The 16,765-nt window shown below is 49.2% G+C and carries 19 protein-coding genes and 2 tRNA genes; 6 read left to right on the top strand and 15 right to left on the bottom strand.

Going from position 1 to position 16,765, the window contains the following annotated elements; genetic code table 11:
- Positions 1 to 66 precede the first annotated feature (66 nt).
- The 4 genes from rmuC to CSR04_RS09905 form a co-directional block, all read right to left on the bottom strand.
- Positions 67 to 1,539 carry a DNA recombination protein RmuC gene (gene rmuC, locus CSR04_RS09920; protein WP_425427686.1) on the bottom strand — a complete coding sequence of 491 codons (1,473 nt, stop codon included), beginning with the start codon at positions 1,537 to 1,539 and terminating at the stop codon, positions 67 to 69.
- 187 nt (positions 1,540 to 1,726) lie between these two features.
- Positions 1,727 to 2,233: a hypothetical protein gene (locus CSR04_RS09915; protein ID WP_102796128.1), complete on the bottom strand. Its 507-nt coding sequence runs from the start codon at positions 2,231 to 2,233 to the stop codon at positions 1,727 to 1,729.
- Between the two features lie 6 nt (positions 2,234 to 2,239).
- On the bottom strand, positions 2,240 to 2,863 hold the full coding sequence (locus CSR04_RS09910; protein ID WP_172449307.1) for a 3'-5' exonuclease: 624 nt from the start codon (positions 2,861 to 2,863) through the stop codon (positions 2,240 to 2,242).
- A gap of 166 nt (positions 2,864 to 3,029) precedes the next feature.
- Entirely contained in the window at positions 3,030 to 4,460 is a 1,431-nt protein-coding gene (locus CSR04_RS09905) for a chitinase (protein ID WP_102796126.1), read from the bottom strand.
- A 179-nt stretch (positions 4,461 to 4,639) separates the two neighbouring features.
- Between CSR04_RS09905 and CSR04_RS09900 the strand changes: the two genes are divergently transcribed.
- Entirely contained in the window at positions 4,640 to 4,981 is a 342-nt protein-coding gene (locus tag CSR04_RS09900) for an FKBP-type peptidyl-prolyl cis-trans isomerase (RefSeq protein ID WP_102796125.1), read from the top strand.
- Between the two features lie 71 nt (positions 4,982 to 5,052).
- On the opposite strand, the gene CSR04_RS09895 is transcribed toward CSR04_RS09900, so the two are convergent.
- Both CSR04_RS09895 and CSR04_RS09890 read right to left on the bottom strand, forming a co-directional pair.
- Entirely contained in the window at positions 5,053 to 5,430 is a 378-nt protein-coding gene (locus CSR04_RS09895) for an antibiotic biosynthesis monooxygenase (protein WP_102796124.1), read from the bottom strand.
- Positions 5,431 to 5,445: 15 nt separating this feature from the next.
- Entirely contained in the window at positions 5,446 to 6,564 is a 1,119-nt protein-coding gene (locus tag CSR04_RS09890) for an MBL fold metallo-hydrolase (RefSeq protein ID WP_102796123.1), read from the bottom strand.
- 117 nt (positions 6,565 to 6,681) lie between these two features.
- Between CSR04_RS09890 and CSR04_RS09885 the strand changes: the two genes are divergently transcribed.
- On the top strand, positions 6,682 to 7,281 hold the full coding sequence (locus CSR04_RS09885) for a TetR/AcrR family transcriptional regulator (RefSeq protein WP_102796122.1): 600 nt from the start codon (positions 6,682 to 6,684) through the stop codon (positions 7,279 to 7,281).
- 254 nt (positions 7,282 to 7,535) lie between these two features.
- Here the strand turns inward: CSR04_RS09885 and nadA are convergent, their stop codons facing one another.
- On the bottom strand, positions 7,536 to 8,594 hold the full coding sequence (gene nadA / locus CSR04_RS09880) for a quinolinate synthase NadA (protein ID WP_102796121.1): 1,059 nt from the start codon (positions 8,592 to 8,594) through the stop codon (positions 7,536 to 7,538).
- 114 nt (positions 8,595 to 8,708) lie between these two features.
- Between nadA and CSR04_RS09875 the strand changes: the two genes are divergently transcribed.
- The 3 genes from CSR04_RS09875 (at position 8,709) to CSR04_RS09865 (ending at position 9,869) form a co-directional block, all read left to right on the top strand.
- Entirely contained in the window at positions 8,709 to 9,443 is a 735-nt protein-coding gene (locus CSR04_RS09875; RefSeq protein ID WP_102796120.1) for a ferredoxin--NADP reductase, read from the top strand.
- A 221-nt stretch (positions 9,444 to 9,664) separates the two neighbouring features.
- Positions 9,665 to 9,740 (top strand) — tRNA-Lys (locus CSR04_RS09870).
- A gap of 53 nt (positions 9,741 to 9,793) precedes the next feature.
- A tRNA-Lys gene (locus tag CSR04_RS09865) sits at positions 9,794 to 9,869 on the top strand.
- Positions 9,870 to 10,102: 233 nt separating this feature from the next.
- Here the strand turns inward: CSR04_RS09865 and CSR04_RS24925 are convergent.
- The 8 genes from CSR04_RS24925 to ybgC all read right to left on the bottom strand — a co-directional run bounded on the left by CSR04_RS24925 (position 10,103) and on the right by ybgC (position 15,461).
- Positions 10,103 to 10,276, bottom strand: coding sequence for a hypothetical protein (locus tag CSR04_RS24925; RefSeq protein WP_172449306.1), 174 nt, complete (start codon positions 10,274 to 10,276; stop codon positions 10,103 to 10,105).
- Positions 10,277 to 10,391: 115 nt separating this feature from the next.
- Positions 10,392 to 11,141 (bottom strand): tol-pal system protein YbgF, encoded by a 750-nt coding sequence (gene ybgF, locus CSR04_RS09860; RefSeq protein WP_102796119.1) that lies wholly within the window; start codon positions 11,139 to 11,141, stop codon positions 10,392 to 10,394.
- A 9-nt stretch (positions 11,142 to 11,150) separates the two neighbouring features.
- On the bottom strand, positions 11,151 to 11,693 hold the full coding sequence (pal, locus tag CSR04_RS09855) for a peptidoglycan-associated lipoprotein Pal (protein ID WP_102796118.1): 543 nt from the start codon (positions 11,691 to 11,693) through the stop codon (positions 11,151 to 11,153).
- A gap of 37 nt (positions 11,694 to 11,730) precedes the next feature.
- A complete protein-coding gene (gene tolB, locus CSR04_RS09850) occupies positions 11,731 to 13,083 on the bottom strand; it encodes a Tol-Pal system beta propeller repeat protein TolB (protein WP_102796117.1) in 1,353 nt (450 codons plus the stop codon).
- Complete coding sequence (gene tolA / locus CSR04_RS09845; RefSeq protein WP_102796116.1) at positions 13,083 to 13,955, bottom strand: cell envelope integrity protein TolA; 873 nt, start codon at positions 13,953 to 13,955, stop codon at positions 13,083 to 13,085. The genes tolB and tolA overlap by 1 nt, the downstream gene beginning before the upstream one ends.
- Positions 13,956 to 14,378 carry a protein TolR gene (gene tolR, locus CSR04_RS09840; protein WP_102796115.1) on the bottom strand — a complete coding sequence of 141 codons (423 nt, stop codon included), beginning with the start codon at positions 14,376 to 14,378 and terminating at the stop codon, positions 13,956 to 13,958. It abuts the gene before it with no gap.
- 8 nt (positions 14,379 to 14,386) lie between these two features.
- Positions 14,387 to 15,073 (bottom strand): protein TolQ, encoded by a 687-nt coding sequence (gene tolQ / locus CSR04_RS09835; RefSeq protein ID WP_102796114.1) that lies wholly within the window; start codon positions 15,071 to 15,073, stop codon positions 14,387 to 14,389.
- Positions 15,063 to 15,461: a tol-pal system-associated acyl-CoA thioesterase gene (gene ybgC / locus CSR04_RS09830; protein WP_102796286.1), complete on the bottom strand. Its 399-nt coding sequence runs from the start codon at positions 15,459 to 15,461 to the stop codon at positions 15,063 to 15,065. Before ybgC ends, tolQ begins: the two co-directional genes overlap by 11 nt.
- A 639-nt stretch (positions 15,462 to 16,100) precedes the next feature.
- On the opposite strand from ybgC, the gene CSR04_RS09825 reads away from it, so the two are divergent.
- Positions 16,101 to 16,715, top strand: coding sequence for a hypothetical protein (locus CSR04_RS09825; protein ID WP_102796113.1), 615 nt, complete (start codon positions 16,101 to 16,103; stop codon positions 16,713 to 16,715).
- The last annotated feature ends 50 nt before the right edge of the window (positions 16,716 to 16,765 follow it).

The following is a 16,765-nucleotide window of genomic DNA, read 5'->3' as shown; positions in this document are numbered from 1 at the left end:
CTCCATAATTCCATGAAATGCGGGAATACCCACGCCCAAAGCTGAAACGGCAGGAAAGAGACTATCTCAGTCCTGAGAGTCATCTTCCACCGATAGCTCGGCCAGGCTGTTGCTGATCTTTTTCGATGACTGTACGCCAAGGCTTTTAAATTCTTCTGCGCGTCGCACCAGATTGCCGCGTCCTTCGGACAACTTTTTGATGGCGCCATCATATTTTTTCTGCACCGTCTGTAAGGACGTACCCAGCCCTTCCATATCGGCCGTAAAAGCCACGAATTTGTCATACAGATCGGCCGCTTTCTTGGCTATCTTCTGGGCGTTCTGGTTCTGATACTCATACTGCCAGATATTATTGATAGTGCGCAGGGCCACCAGTAAATTAGTGGGACTGACCAGCATAATATTGTTATCGAGGGCCAGTTTGATAAGGTCGGGGGCTTGATCGATGGCCAGCAAAAACGCTGGCTCTACCGGCACAAACATCAGTACGTAATCCAGCGTCCGCACCCCATCCAGCTTTTGGTAATCCTTGTTACCCAGCCCCTTGATATGGTTACGAATAGACTGAATGTGCTCGCTCAGGTGGCGGGCACGGCTGTCGTCGTCCTGCTCGTTAAAATAACGTTCATAGGCCGCCAGCGACATTTTGGCGTCGATGATCACATCCTTGCCGCCGGGCAGGTGCACTATCACGTCAGGCTTGTAGGCCTTACCCTGCTCATCTTTGTACTGGCCCTGCGTCTCGTATTCATGCCCTTCGCGCAAGCCCGACTCGGTCAGTATGCGTTCCAGCACAATCTCCCCCCAATTCCCCTGCTGCTTATTATCGCCTTTCAGGGCTTTGGTCAGGGCCGCGGCTTCTTCGGTGATTTGTTTGTTTAGTTCTTTGAGGCCCAGTATTTCGGTTTTCAGTGACGCACGCTCCTGCCCTTCACGTACGTACTGATCGCTCACCTGCTTTTTAAAGCCTTCAATCTGATCTTTAAGTGGCGTCAGTAACGAGTCCAGGCTCTGCTTACTGGCCTGGCTGAAATTCTGGGTTTTCTGTTCAAAGATCTTATTGGCCAGGTTTTCAAACTGCTGTTTAAGGCGTTCTTCGGTTTCCTGCAACATGGCAAGCTTTTCTGCCATAGCCTTTTGTTCCTGCTCAAAACGCGCCGCCTGTGATTCAAGTTGAGTGCGAAAGCTATTTAGCTGTTCATTGGCCTGTTGCCATTTGTCCTGCCACTCGCGACTTTGTGCCTGTAATTCAGGGATCCGCTCGGCCTGTTGACGAAACTGGCCAAGCTGATTTTGAATTTGCAGTTGCTGTTGATGATAGGCTTCTATACTGCGTTCCTTGTCCCTAACCTCGGTATAGGCCTGATGCAGACTGTGCTGACTTTGCTCCAGTTGCTGCGCCAATTTTTCCAGCTCACTGTGCATTTGCAGTTTATCGGCACGGGCACGGCTAGCCACCACCAGCCAGCTTATCAGACCACCAGCCAACACACCGCCTAAGGCCAAAGCCAGTTGCAGGGAATTCAGTTCCAATTGCACTATTGTTATTCTCCAAAAATAGCGGGGCAGCACTCAGACAGATGCCGTCACCACACAGATGCTTGCTATCCTGCCATCTTAGCACGGACTGTCAGGCAAACGCCCAGACCTTAAAAGGATAAGGTCTGGGGATGCAAGGTATCGCTTTGGCAACTTTGTTGCAGGATATCAGAGCGCTCAACACGCTCTAAAACCCCTGCTTCACCAGCTTTTTAACCCTGGCTTTGACAGATGCCGGCTCATCCTTTAATGCCATCTCCAGTAGCTGCGTTACGTCTGACTGCAGCTCGGGATACTGCAGGGCAAGGTGATAAAGGCCATGATACGACCAGGCCCGCACAAACTTATTGGGGTGCCGCAGGCCATAGCGCAACTTGGCCTCCACCGCCGTTTTTCTGAGCTGATCCACTGACAAGTACGCGAAACTTTGCAAGATGTGCAGTTGCGCCTGCCAGGCGTCAATAGTGACAAAGGCGTCCAGCAACGTTGCCTGCAGTTGTGCATTCAAGTCCTGGCCATGTTCCAGTGATGCCTTTAACAGCCAGGTCACGCCAGGTTGTAACTCCGGCACTTGTATCAATTGCATCAACTGCGTTAGGAAATCCGCATCCACGCTATATTCTGTATAGATATGACGAATGGCGGAGGCAGACTTACCATCCCAGCCATAGAGAGCCTGACGAAGTGTTTGCATACTTGCTCAGTTGCTAAAAAGCTGCGGGGCGGTGACCAGCAGTTGCCGATAAACACATAAACTAGCGTATGCATCATTGGCTGCATAGGCCAGTTGTGTAGCGGATAACGGTATTTTTGCCCAGTTTGAGGTGGACAAATGTTTAGACTTAGGCAGATATTGCTTAAGTACAACAGCCACTGCCGCCTGCACACCGACCTGATCTTTATAACCCAGAGATTTTACCAGCTTGGCCAAATCCACACAGGGTTTAAGCGTCACCCCCAGTTTATGTTGCAGTGGCCCTTTATCTGATCGAAGACCAAAGCCTACTTTGAGAATAGTGTCGGCCTGAATAATGTCCGCCAGGTGCGGGTTGCCTTCAAGCAAGGATGCACTGAATAAAAACGCCTGACTATCAGTGGCCAGTTGCAGCAAATGCGGCCCGCCAGTTGACTGATTGGCGACAAAACTCGGTTTGCTCTCTGTGTCAAAGCCCAGCACATCAGCCTGGCTTAGCACGTGGCAGGCATCCGCCACTTCATTGGCGCAGGTCAGCATATGGATATTTTCTGGCTGCAAGCCAACAAATGCTGGCAGCTCGCGGATTTGCTGTTTAGAAGGCCGAAGCAGATAAGAATGAGGCTGCATGGTCAATCCCTGAGTTTTTTGCAGCCTAACGAATTTACCTATGAATTGGCAAGGGCTGCGGGGCCTCTTGTGCCCTGCGCATAGTCTTGCCGGGTTAGCGGGCAGGGAATCCATTGGCGGTCTTTCGAACAACAATGACCGCCAGGTAAAGCGCCGACGCTAGCGATTATGGCAACAACTCCCAGACATTGCCCTGTCCGGGTGTATCGCCTTGTGTCCACCACTTGGCTTGATAGTTGGCGCCCTGATAACTGACCTGATCACCATTGTTATACACCTTCCCTGCTTCCCAGGCAGGCGTGCCGTTGCCCGGTGGATCAGTCGGTGGAATATCAAGGTTATCCACGACCCTGACCGCAGGCCAGTTGGCGTGAGACTGATAGAAATTACTCACGCATTTCTCATAGTCACCAGGTACCAGTGCAGAATAAGCGGTCTGATAGCCCACCAACTGACATTCAAAGGAATATCCCCCCGGCCTGTCGGCAAAGTGCTCCCAGTTTCCGTCCCAGTTGGTATACAGCACATCGGTGGCACCGCTTAAATTCAAACTGCCATAAGGCGTCTGCTGATAACAGGTATTCAATTCATCGGCTTGAATAGGAATTTGATAGTAATCCGCTAAGCCTTGCCAGTAGCGAATACGGTTTACCGGTTGACCTTTGTAGCGATTTTGCTGACCACACTCAACGCCGCCATTGATGATATTAATGGTGGTGCCAAAGCCATAACCAATCCCCGCATCCACTTCCCGCTGAGAGGGTATCCAGGTGCGATCAATCACATGCAACATGGCAGGTTTAGGGGCTTGCGGGGTAAGGAAAAACCAGATGGCGGATGCCAGATTCAACCATGAATCAGCCACCAGACCAGGATTATTCAGCAACACGGTCGCATCACCGTCGTACATCACTTCGGAAAAGGCCCCATAGTTAAAGTGATAGGACAGTTGTTTTGCGCCGCGCCCAAAGTAGCCTTTTCCCGGAGAACAAGGCCAGCGTAGATTCTGCCAGTCGTTCTGGCCACAGCCTGTGGTGTAACCTGCCTGCCCTTCTGACCAGCCCATTTCCCGCACATGCACCAGGGCCTGCTGCCACTCCTCCAGACCAAGCGGATTATCCCAAATATTGGTTTTAGCAATATGGCCACCGGTTTCCTGCGCAAAGTGCGCAAAGGCGGTAATAATAGAACGTTTACAAATCGCATCGGCATCGCGGCCATCGGTATAGTCGCCGCAAAAGGCCGGAAATTTGCCAATGGCACGTAAGAAACGGGTATAAGTGTATTCCGGCGCCGCCATTTGCGTCAGATATTCCCACTGGGCCTGGGGAAACACGCGCTCGGCCCGCTTTACGTTGTCCGGATTGCTGCTGGCATCGGGCACAATCGCCTCTACTAGCACATTTGACCGGGTTTGCAGGGCGTCAGCCCAGAGTGCATACATGGGGTTGGCAGTAAGCGCCGCCTCTGTAGCCTGCACTTCTCCTCTATCCAGCAAATAGCCACCGGGATTATCAGGATCAGGTTGCGGATGTATTGCCAGGGTCCCACTACTACTCATAACTAAAACACTGATTAACCAGTTTTTATATTGCATTTGCTGTCTCCGATTAATTAAGTAAAAACATTTTACTTAATTAATATTTACATTGTTTTTACATTCATACAACCGGCATATCGCTTAAAGCGATACAAGGAATGATCAGAGCCTGTCTCAGTAGCTGCAAGTTGGGCTGTTTTCTGCAACACTGGGCTATTTCGCGCAGGACAACACAGATGACTGATGCAATTAAAATTGAAGACCTGATAACAGGTACAGGTAAAGCTGCCGTTAAAGGGGCACTGATCACCGCCCATTACCGGGGCTGGCTGGAGGACGGCAGCGAGTTTGACGCATCTTACCATCGCGGCAAACCTTTCCAGACCGTTCTATCGTCTACCAAGGTGATCCAGGGCTGGTTTCTGGGTCTGCAAGGCATGCAAGTAGGGGGTAAACGCAAACTCTGGGTACCGGCATCGCTGGCTTATGGAGAACGTCAGGTTGGCGATATGATCCCAGCAAACAGTAATCTGATCTTTGAAATTGAGTTACTGGAAGTGCTGACCCGTGACGATTAATGGGTCAGCACTGGATAACAAGTACAGCCCCGCAAAGGAGTGGTTATCACCCCGAACTGGGGCAAACCACACTAGTTTAGCCGCCGTCCGGATAACTGGCGGAGGGGATCTGACAACACCTGTAATCCTGGCCACAGCGGCTCAAAGTGTTTAACCGATTCAGACACTGTGGTTTCCAAGGTGGCAATATCCAACGCCGCCGCAAAACAGGCCAATAATTCAGACTCGCTTGTCTGCCTAAGTTGCTCTTTATGCCATTTGGAGTAGAGCGTGACGCTGGTTCCATCCAGACTTTGATGCAAGCTGGCCGAGACGAAACCCGGTATGCTTCTGACAGAATATTCGGTGCAGTGCGCCAGTATATCCACCAAATGGCGTTGATGCTGCACAGCGACCCTGAACACATTGATATGCGTCAGCAAGCTATCCTTGGCGTTGATATTGGTCATATAGGTATCCTTGACTTAAAATTGTGGCGCTAACGGACTTTGTGGCATTAACGGCTGCCACCAACGTTGTACCTGCATGGCGCCAAGCAGACTTAATACCTCGCCGGGTATTGGCGTAGACAGTGGGATCCCTTCTGCACTGGCCAATTGACTGATGCGTTCCAGTGGTTCGTACCAGGCATGGAACGCCAAATCAAATGTGCCATTGTGAATAGGTATCATCACCCTGCCCTGCAAATCTATATGAGCCTGCAGGCTTTGCTCAGGGGTCATATGTACATCGGGCCAATCACTATCATAGGCACCGGTTTCAATCAGGGTGACATCAAATGGACCATACTTCTGGCCGATTTGTTTAAAACCCTGGAAGTACCCTGAATCCCCACTGAAAAACAGGCTGTCGTATTGGCTTTTAATCACCCAGGAGCCCCACAAACTGTTATTCGCATCACTGAGTCCGCGTCCTGAAAAATGCCGGGTGGGGGTAAACGCCAGCATTGCCTTGTCGGTGTGCAGTTCTTGCCACCAGTCGAAGCTTAAGATCTTGTCCGCATCAATCCCCCACTTCCGTAAGTCCCCTTCCACCCCCAGAGGCACCAGGAATTGTTGAGTTTTATGATTTAGCTGCTGTATGGCCTTTTTATCCAGATGGTCATAGTGATTATGGGAGATCAACACCTTATGGATGTCAGGCAAGTCTTGGATACTTATCGGGGCCTGATGAAATCGCTTTGGCCCGACAAATGTAAAAGGTGAAGCACGCTGTGCAAAAACCGGGTCAAGCAACCAGAATTCACCATACACCTTCAGCAACACTGAAGAATGCCCCAACTTAATCAGATGTAACTCGGTATCAGACAGTTGCAATAACTGCTCACGACTAAGTGACTTCACCGGTAAAACAGTATCTGGCATGGTATGCACCTTTTTCTCGGTAAAGAAACGCCACATAATCTCCAGCGTCTTCGCTAAACCTGTGCCAGGCACGGCATCATCATTGTGGAATTTGCCTTGGCTAAAGTTAGCCTTCGTGATGCTGTGCTGTGTGCCCATCGCGCTGAGTTGATTATTCAATGCCGCTCCCCCCAGGAACAAAACCAGGACAATGCCTGCCAGCCAATAACGGTTTTTCATTCGCCACCAAATGTAAACTACACGGTGTAGTTTAGACAACACAAAAGAAAAGTAAACTACTAAGTGCAAGTTTTTTTATTAGGAGGTAAACTGCGGGGTAATTGAACAAGGTGATGTATGAAACTATCGGATCAAAAGCGACTGGATATTCTACAAGCGGCTGAACAGTTGTTTTATCAGCAAGGACTGGAGCAAACCAGCATGGATCAGGTAGCGCAACTGGCGAATGTGTCCAAGCGCACAGTGTATAATCATTTCGACACCAAAGATGCGTTGTTTCAGGCCATCCTGGATAGAATGCGAGAGCAACTGGGTAGCACCGCTGCGGTACAGTTTGATGCGAATCAGGCGATTCAGCCACAACTGCTGCATATTGCTCAGCAGGAAGCGCAGCTATTGATTTCAGATACTTTCCTGCGCACCGCCAGGGTGGCCTTCCTGCATATGCTGAAACAGCCCGAGCTGGCGAAGCGCTTCAGTGGCAGTAAAGTGGGCTGTATGAGTTTTCTTGAAACCTTCCTGCAACAGGCCGTACAGGCCAATGCACTGAAAATTGATGACGTTGAGCTGGCAGCCAAACAGTTTGTGATGCAGCTGAAATCCTTCCTGTTCTATCCCAGACTCTATGGTTTTGATGAGCCTGATGCGAGGCAGCAGCAACATATCATCGAAGAAACAGTGAGCATGTTTCTGGCCCGTTATCAGGTAACTGCCTAAAACGTTTTGCATAAATACCGAAAAGCTCCTGGCATTTTAAATTTGCTGTGCTTTACTTTTGTCTGTCAGGCCAATGCTGCATAAAAAGCCGCCGTACAGGCATATTGCCCGGACAATCGGCGACGACACTTAGGCAGTAGTGGCCTGGCCCTAATCTCCAATGTATTCCGTTCTCAATGTAAATGTTTTTTGCAGCACATAATAAACCCCCCCATACAGAGATGGGGGTTTTTATTTCTATCAACCGGTCAACATCAGGCGTTGCCTTTTACCTTCATTTTATGTGCAGCGGCAAAGTCCAGCATTCGGTTCAATGGCAGCATCGCTTTGACTCTGGTGCCCTCATCAACAAAAATTTCATGCCCATTGCTATCTGTAAGTGCCTGCTCAATAGCTTGCAGACCGTTCATGGCCATCCAGGGACAATGGGCACAACTTCTGCAGGTTGCTCCGTTACCGCCAGTAGGCGCCTCCAGGAAGATCTTACCCGGTGCAGCCTGCTGCATCTTGTAGAAAATACCCTTATCGGTAGCCACAATCAGGCGTTTATTGGGTAAGGTTTGCGCAGCTTTGATCAATTGTGAAGTCGAACCCACCGCGTCAGCCATGGCAACAATATTGGCTGGTGATTCAGGGTGCACCAGTATCGCTGCGTCAGGATACTGCTGTTTGAGGGCTTGCAATGCCCTGGCCTTGAATTCATCATGAACAATACAGGCGCCCTGCCACATCAACATCTCAGCACCGGTTTGCTTCTCAATATAAGCGCCCAGATGACGATCTGGTCCCCACAGTATTTTTTTACCCTGACTGTCCAGATGTTCTACGATTTCCAGCGCGATGCTGGAGGTTACCACCCAGTCTGCCCGGGCTTTTACTGCCGCAGAGGTATTGGCGTACACCACCACAGTGTGTTCAGGATGTTCATCGCAAAAGGCACTGAAACGGTCTATGGGGCAACCTAAGTCCAAGGAGCAGGTGGCTTCCAGCGTTGGCATCAGAACGGTCTTTTCCGGACTGAGGATTTTGGCCGTTTCGCCCATAAACTTCACGCCAGCTACAATCAGAGTTTGTTCCTTGGCATCACGGCCAAATCTGGCCATTTCCAATGAGTCAGACACACAGCCGTTGGTTTCCTCGGCGAGGGCCTGAATGACCGGGTCGGTGTAATAATGTGCCACCAGTACAGCATTTTTTTCTTTCAGCAAACGCTTGATACGTTCACGATAGTCACACTGCTCCGCTTCGCTTAACACCCTGGGCTTGGGTGGAAACGGATAATCGAGAGTATCAATGGTTTGAGTCTGGATCATGGTACGGCATCGGTCTTGCTAAAAAGGGACCGAATTATACTAGCTTTGCCTGAAAATTGATATGGTAGCTGGGTACTCCCCTCATTTGAGGTAGGTCATGCAATAGGAGGCATAATGTGGGTTGAAGGCAAAGTCATAGAACGACGGGATTGGAATGATAAGCTATTCTCCCTGTTTATTCAGGCAGACATTGCGCCATTCTTACCCGGACAGTTTATTAAGGTTGCACTGCCAATAGCTGGGAAGCGCATTGGCCGCGCCTACTCCCTGGTAAATGCCCCCGGCAGCGCCACACTTGAGATCCTGGTCGTAGCCGTGGAACAGGGGCAGCTGTCACCAGCTTTGGCAGCATTGTCAGCCGGTGACAAGCTGGAAGTCAGTGCCAGAGCCAGTGGATTTATGACTCTGGCAGAGATACCCAAATGTCGCGATCTGTGGATGCTGGCTACCGGCACCGCTGTCGGTCCCTTTGTATCGATGCTGCGTGCCGGGCAGCTTTGGTCGCAATGTGAAAATGCGGTGCTGGTATATGGTGTACGTTACGCACATGACCTTGCCTATATAGATGAACTGAATACCCTTGCCAGCCAAAATCCATCATTGCGCTTGATGATTAGCGTGACCCGTGAAGCCATACCAGGTGCATTTAATCAGCGTATTACTGAACTGATTGCAACGGGGCAATTGGAGCAAGCAGCCGGTTTACCCATTAATACCGACAATAGCCACTTAGTACTTTGTGGTAACCCGGATATGGTAAGTGAAACCCAACAGTTGCTGCTGGAAAAAGGCTTGCATAAACACTTAAAACGTCAGCCTGGTCATATTACCGTGGAGAAGTACTGGTAAGGAATTATACTTGCGGCTGGCCGGCACTTTTATCTCCCAAAACCAGGCCCAGAACAGTGGAATTAACCAGTATTTTCAGACCTTATGGTGCTATTTTTATGCAAACAGCCTATAAATACAGCACTCAGTAAGAAAAATGTCACTTTCTTGGAGAATTGGGTTGCGCCAGGTTCGGAAATAAGTATTATATGCGCCCGTTGCAGCAGACAACGAAAACAAGTGGGTCGTTAGCTCAGTCGGTAGAGCAGTTGACTTTTAATCAATTGGTCGCTGGTTCGAATCCAGCACGACCCACCACTTTCTCCAGGCATTCAGCCCAAGAGAAAATCTGCTACCTTCCATAAGATTGTGGGTCGTTAGCTCAGTTGGTAGAGCAGTTGACTTTTAATCAATTGGTCGCTGGTTCGAATCCAGCACGACCCACCACAATCACTAAAACATCCAGAGAAACAAAGCCTTCCATTTTGCTTAATACAACCTATATGGGTCGTGTGGGGTGAGAACCAGCTTGGTTCGACAAATTTTTCTGGAAAAAATTTGAACATCGCCCCGTCAGCGATGGCCCGCAGGGCAAAATACAGGATGTATTTTGTAATCCAGCCCACCACAATCACTAAAACATCCAGAAAAACAAAACCTTCCACTCTACTTAATACAACCTATATGGGTCGTGTGGGGTGAGAACCAGCCGGTTCGACAAATTTTTCTGGAAAAAATTTGAACATCGCGCCGTCTGCGATGGCCCGCAGGGCAAAATACAGGATGTATTTTGTAATCCAGCCCACCACAATCACCAAAACATCCAGAAAAACAAAACCTTCAACTCTACTCAATACAACCTATATGGGTCGTGTGGGGTGAGAACCAGCCGGTTCGACAAATTTTTCTGGCACAAAAAAACGCCGCACAGCAAGCTGAGCGGCGTTTAACGAGATTTGCAACTGGCTGTTAGTTAGCCTTTAACGTCCTGAGTCTGGGCTCTGCCAGCTTCCTGGCAGACGAATCAGGATATTCACGAATAACTTGCTCGTAAAGTTGCTGAGCGCGTGCCAGGTTCGCCTGGTTTTGCGCAATCATACCCAGTTTAAGCAAGGAATCCGCTCGTTTATTGGAATCAGGAAACTCACTGATCACCTTGTCGAAATGTGAGGCGGCTCCACTCCAGTCTTGCTTGTTAAACAGCAACTGCCCCAGCCAGTATCTGGCATTGGCGGCAAAACTTGAGTTTGGATAAGCCTTCAGAAACGCCTCGAACTCAGGGATAGCCTGATCATAACGCTTATCACGTAGAATCAGATTTACCGCCCGGTCATAGGCCTCCTGTTCACTGGCAGAACCGGCTGCTGGTGTATCCGGTGTCATACCCGACAAATCTGCACCTGGGGATGCAGGACGATTCATCACCGCATCGATACGTTTGTCGATTTCGAGATAAAGCTCGCGTTGACGCTCAAGAATCTGCTCCAGCTTGTGGCTATGTAATTCCACCATACCGCGCAGTTCGTTCACCTCGTTTTGCACCTGATCCAGTTGCGCCTGCACTGAATGCTGAGCATTGGTTCTGGCATCCACCATACGCTCTAATGCCGCCATCCTGCTTTCCAGGCTGCCGGATGTTACATCAGTCACAGGAGCAGGAGCTGCTACAACCGCAGCCCCCATCAAAGTGCCAATTAAAGCAACGCTAGGCTTGATCATCAGCAAGGCTTATCGATAAACCAACACGCCACGACGGTTTTTGGCAAATGCCGCTTCGGTCAGGCTGGCATCGGCAGGCTTTTCTTCACCGTAAGAAACCACAGAGATTTGCGAGCTGCTTACGCCAGCGTTTTGCAGGTAAGTAGCCACAGATTTAGCACGACGCTCGCCCAAAGCAATGTTGTATTCTGGCGTACCACGGCTATCACAGTGGCCTTCCACTGTGACGCGCTGACCAGGATTTTTCACCAGGAAAGCAGCGTGCTTGTCCAGAATACCGTAATAAGAAGAGCTGATAGTGGAGCGGTCAAAATCAAAATACACCACTTGCTCATTCTGCAGGGCATCCAGCTCTTCACGCATCAGTTCCTGAGGAGATTTAACGCGCTCCATAGTACCAGTTTGAACAGTGGAAGACGTATCTTGCTCTGTACTAGTTTGAGTTTGATTAGTAGATGCCTGATCATCAACCTGACTGCTGGAAGAGCAAGCCATCAGAGTGATTACCGGCAGAGCAATGATGACGCCCTTGAATACTTTGTTTAGTTGCATTCTCGTGATCCTTATTGTTTTCAAAGGTTTTAACAAATTACATTAAAAACGGCGACCAGCTTGGTGATTTAACCTGTCCATTAGCCGCAGGCAACCTCGCTTTAAAGCGCCCGTCCAACGATACCAGCGATAGCACCTGCCTTCTGTTATGCAGGGTGCTGTATATTATCATACTGCCGTTTGGCGCAATACTGGGTGACTCATCCAGATAGGTTTTAGTCAACACCTGCATCAAACCAGACGCCAGATTCAATCTTGCAATGTGATAGTTACCGTTTGTACGGTTCACCATCACCACTTCTTTACCGTCGGGCGTGACAGTGGCCCCCAGGTTCATTTCTCCCTCAAAAGTCAAGCGGCGAACCTTGCCCGAGCCTAAATTTACGCTATATAACTGAGGTTTACCACCCCGTTCTGAAGTAAAGATAATGTTTTGCCCGTCTGGCGTCCAACTCGGTTCAGTGTCGATATTTCTGCTGTCAGTAAGGCGGCGGAGCTGGCGGCTGGCCAGATCCATAATATAAATATCCGGATTGCCGTCTTTGGACAGCACCATGGCCATTTGCTTGCCATCCGGCGAGAACTGCGGCGCACCGTTAATACCTGGGAAATCAGTTATGCGTGTGCGGCTCATGGTATAAATATCCTGGATATACAGCTGCGAGCGACGGTTTTCGAAGCTCACATACGCCAGTTTAGTGCCATCAGGAGACCAGACCGGCGACATCAAAGGTTCTTTGGAACGCAACAGTACCGTTTCGTTGAAACCATCATAATCTGCGACCACCAGTTGATAAGGGAATTCTTCCTGACTACGGTCACGCACAATCACGTAGGCAATGCGGGTAAGAAAAGCCCCTCGTTCACCGGTAAGCTTCTCATACACTATGTCGGAAATGCGGTGGGCATGCTGGCGAAAACTGTTGCCATCAATGGCATGCTGACGATTAGCGAGTACATGATCTTTACTATTAACCAGTTTGCCATTGCTTAGTACCTGCGCCTGACCGCCGGTAATCTGACCTCGCAATACGTCAATCAGCTCGAAAGACACCAGATAACGGTCAATGCCCTGCTCTTCCACTTTGCCCACCAGCACGGCTTCTATGCCTTTTGCGGCCCAGGCAGCGTAATCCATCTCACTATCCTGACTTGGCATCTGCGGCATATCAGCGGTTTTAATCGGATTAAACTTACCACTTCTGGCCAGATCAGCAGCAATCACTTCGGTCAGATTCATCGGCATTTGCCCCGCACCGCGCCATTGGAATGGCACAATTGCCACAGGGCGGGCAGTGTCGATACCTTCGGTAATCACAATTTCTAATGTGGCATGAGCGTTAAGCACGCAGCAGGTATATGCCAGCAGGGCTATAAAGAGTTTTTTCATCACAAATTCGGCTCTACGGTTAAGTTAATATCTCTAAGTTTTTCAAATACATCTGGTTCGGGTGAAACGGGTAATGTTTCTGCCTTATATATGGCGGTTTCGGCAGCGCGACATAATATGGCGTCACCGCTGAGAATGCGCACCTGAGTAACCAGACCATTGGACGCCAGACGAATATTCAGACGGCATGATTTTCCTTTGTAAGATTGATCGACAATCAAATTACGTTGGATGGTTTGCTTGATCAGCGCAGTATATTTTTGCAGCTCGGTCAGCACTTGCTGATTACGACGACGTTGCTGGGCAGCACGCTCAGCCTGCAGTTGTTCCTGCATTTGCCGCTCCATTTCGGCCTGTTCCTGTGCTTCGCGTTTCTTACGTTCATCCTCAGCCTTTTTCTCGCGCTCACGCTTTTCCCTGGCGGCTTGCTCTGCTTTTTGGCGCTCCAGCTCTTTGCGTTTACGCTCGGCTTCAGCCTGTTCGGCCTTGCGTTTTTCCTCAGCTTTTCGCTTTGCCTCTGCTGCCGCAGCCTCGGCCTTACGCTTGTCATCAGCCCTACGCTGTTTTTCCAGTTCCGCCTCACGGGCACGCTGTACCTGTTCCTGACGCTTTCTCTCGGCTTCCCTGGCCTTGCGCTCAATCTCCGCCAGGCGCTGCTGCTCGGCCCGTCTTTGCGCATCTTTTTTATCCTGAATGCGCTTAGCCTGTGCCTCTATCGCCGCTTTATCAATAGCGACGGCCTGCACTATCTGCACTTGAGGCAAATCAGGCGTGAGAGTCGGTGTGTGAAAGTCAACACTGACGAACAACAACAATAACAACACCACATGCAGGGCGGCGGATTTCCCCAGGGAAACCTTCAACTTGTCCATCTACTGCTCCGTGGAATCCGTCATCAAACCCACAGACGGCACCCCAGCGCGTTGTAACAACACCATTAACTGAACAACCTGCTCATAAGCCACCCGACCATCTCCTTTCACGACCACAGGGGCTTCGGGTTGCAACTCTAATTGGGCGGCCACCAAAGCGGCAAGTTCATCCGCCGCCAATGGGCTTTCTGGCTTATCACCGACATTCAGGAAATACTCGCCGTCCATATTGACCGACGCAATAATTGGCGGCTTGGAATCGTCTGACAAAGCTTCTGCAGAGGCTTTTGGCAGTTCCACCTTGACACCTTGTGTCACCAGCGGTGCAGTGACCATAAAAATGATCAGCAAAACCAGCATCACGTCTATATAAGGAACGACGTTAATTTCCGAGACCGGGCGGCGACGCTTTCTCTCGTACATATTCGCTCCTAAGCTGCGCTTTCACTGGCATGAGACTGACGGTGCAAAATACTGGAAAACTCTTCCATAAAATTGGCATAGCTGTTTTCCAACTTCTCCACCTGGTGGCTGAACCTGTTGTAGGCTATTACCGCCGGAATCGCCGCAAACAAGCCCATAGCAGTAGCAATCAGGGCTTCTGCAATACCCGGTGCGACCATGGCCAAGGTGGCTTGCTGTACTTCTCCCAGTGCAATAAACGCGGTCATGATACCCCATACCGTACCAAACAGGCCGATGTAAGGGCTGATGGAGCCTGCTGTAGCTAAAAACGGCAGGTGACTTTCCAATGCATCGACTTCTCTGGATAGGGCAACCCGCATAGCTCGGTAGGTGCCATCCATGACCGCCTGAGGCGATGCTGCCGCACTTTTACGCAGGCGGGCAAACTCTTTGAAGCCGGCAACAAATAAGCTGGCCATGCCGCTGACCTGGCTTCGTGCAGAAATTTCCTGAAATAACCGGTTCAAATCGCCACCGGACCAGAATTTATCTTCAAACTTGCGCATTTCCGTTTGCGCACTTTTCAGCGCTTTACTGCGCTGAAAGATAAAAGCCCATGACACCACAGACGTGGCAAGCAACAACAACATCACCAGTTTAACCAACAAACTGGCCTGCAAAAACAAGCCTAAAACAGACATTTCACCTGACACTGGACAGTTCCCCTAAAATAAATGTCGGTATGGCAAGGGGTTTCATATCAAGTAAATTGACACAAGCCACCTTAACCGAAGCGCACACTAAAACCTTATTGTTCTGATCTACAATATTTTGTTCGAATTGCAGGCTGGCACGTTTAACGTTACTCAAACGGGACTCCACCCTGAGTAACTGATTAAAGCGGGCGGCCGCCTTATAATCCAATTCCACCCGTTTGACGACAAAACCTATGGATTGTTCCAATAACAGATCTTGTTCTATACCTAAGGCGCGTAACCATTCGGTTCTGGCACGCTCCAAAAATTTTAGATAGTTGGCATAGTAAACGATGCCTCCCGCATCGGTGTCCTCATAATACACACGAATTTCATGCAGATGGATGGTCACGGATAAAATATTCCAAACGCTAACATTAGCCGTCTAGCATACCAAGCCTGGTTATCTTCTGTAACAGGTAGATTGTCGCAACAGATGAAAAAACATACCAATCAAGTTTTATTCCTGTTCCTTATGTTGCGCATGCTCCAGCTCGATTAGCAGAATGAAAAAATATAAAAGCCACCATTATTCGCGGCATTTGCATATCTACCCACTAATACCGCATAAATCGATAAGACACGACCAAGCCGATAGTATTTTTAATAGATTACAAAACAAGCAAAAACCCAAACCCTTATTTTTAAAGGGGTTCATGGCGTTTATTTCAGAAAAATGACAATAACAATTTTACACAATAGATTTACACATTAGTTTTAATAATGCCAAATCACAGAAAAACTCAATTGTGCACATACTGAAAAGCCGTAAAATACGCTTCGTATTCTGAGCTAGCGCACGATGTTTCATCTTTGAGAGCCAGATGCAGTGTCACATCTCCTGTTGACATGTTCCCTGGAAGGGTTTTCCTTTTCCTTCAACACTTGTTGCTTTTGCCCACCTTTTAGGTGGGCTTTTTTTTGCCTTCTTATTTATATTAACTAGGCTTTGACCAAAGCAGTTATTGGAAAAAGGAGAATAGGAATGTCATTTAAAACCTTACTGCTGGTCTTGTTCTGTATTGGCAACCCGGCGTCTGCCGCTATTATCAGCCACTATGGTTACAGTTACGATTCCACCACCAGCATAACCACAGGGGATGGTTTGCAGTGGTTGCATTGGGACGTCACCGCTGGAATGTCCATTGACCAGGCCCTTGCCACATACTCAGCCGATGGCTGGCACTTGGCTGGCAATTCGCAAGTGGTCAATATTATGCAGGTATTTTTCCCCATGTATAACTGGCTACCAACTCTGGATGAAAATACCCGTCTAGGCGTATTTGTCAGCGTCGCAGATACAGATTACTACCGACATTTTGGCCAGATCTTTGGCCTGACCTTTAATGACGGCTTTTCATGGACCACCGCTCTGTTCGGCCATGACGAAGATAGCGATGGGTATTACCGGTCGGTCTGGGGAGCGTATACCGACTATGAGCCGGTTGTTGCTATTGAAGGCGATATACAGGACTACACCAGAGATTATCAGGCATCGGATGTAGGAATTGCACTGGTTAGATCAATACCGATCAGTGAGCCTGCCTCTTTAAGTCTGATGCTATTAATAGGTTTGTTCTGGCCTTTTAAGAAGCGCTAACAGTTACCTGTTATAAATGTCTGCGATAGCGGCTGGTCGACAATCCCTGC

This window comes from Bowmanella denitrificans (assembly GCF_002887595.1).
In the GTDB taxonomy this organism is placed as follows: Bacteria; Pseudomonadota; Gammaproteobacteria; order Enterobacterales; family Alteromonadaceae; genus Bowmanella; species Bowmanella denitrificans.
This window is presented reverse-complemented; position numbering and strand designations above follow the sequence as displayed.

Coding starts and splice junctions, on each gene's coding strand:
- CSR04_RS09915 (WP_102796128.1), bottom strand. CDS start 2,233: ATGCAAACACTTCGTCAGGCTCTCTATGGCTGGGATGGTAAGTCTGCC.
- CSR04_RS09910 (WP_172449307.1), bottom strand. CDS start 2,863: ATGCAGCCTCATTCTTATCTGCTTCGGCCTTCTAAACAGCAAATCCGC.
- CSR04_RS09905 (WP_102796126.1), bottom strand. CDS start 4,460: ATGCAATATAAAAACTGGTTAATCAGTGTTTTAGTTATGAGTAGTAGT.
- CSR04_RS09900 (WP_102796125.1), top strand. CDS start 4,640: ATGACTGATGCAATTAAAATTGAAGACCTGATAACAGGTACAGGTAAA.
- CSR04_RS09895 (WP_102796124.1), bottom strand. CDS start 5,430: ATGACCAATATCAACGCCAAGGATAGCTTGCTGACGCATATCAATGTG.
- CSR04_RS09890 (WP_102796123.1), bottom strand. CDS start 6,564: ATGAAAAACCGTTATTGGCTGGCAGGCATTGTCCTGGTTTTGTTCCTG.
- CSR04_RS09885 (WP_102796122.1), top strand. CDS start 6,682: ATGAAACTATCGGATCAAAAGCGACTGGATATTCTACAAGCGGCTGAA.
- nadA (WP_102796121.1), bottom strand. CDS start 8,594: ATGATCCAGACTCAAACCATTGATACTCTCGATTATCCGTTTCCACCC.
- CSR04_RS09875 (WP_102796120.1), top strand. CDS start 8,709: ATGTGGGTTGAAGGCAAAGTCATAGAACGACGGGATTGGAATGATAAG.
- ybgF (WP_102796119.1), bottom strand. CDS start 11,141: ATGATCAAGCCTAGCGTTGCTTTAATTGGCACTTTGATGGGGGCTGCG.
- pal (WP_102796118.1), bottom strand. CDS start 11,693: ATGCAACTAAACAAAGTATTCAAGGGCGTCATCATTGCTCTGCCGGTA.
- tolB (WP_102796117.1), bottom strand. CDS start 13,083: ATGAAAAAACTCTTTATAGCCCTGCTGGCATATACCTGCTGCGTGCTT.
- tolA (WP_102796116.1), bottom strand. CDS start 13,955: ATGGACAAGTTGAAGGTTTCCCTGGGGAAATCCGCCGCCCTGCATGTG.
- tolR (WP_102796115.1), bottom strand. CDS start 14,378: ATGTACGAGAGAAAGCGTCGCCGCCCGGTCTCGGAAATTAACGTCGTT.
- CSR04_RS09825 (WP_102796113.1), top strand. CDS start 16,101: ATGTCATTTAAAACCTTACTGCTGGTCTTGTTCTGTATTGGCAACCCG.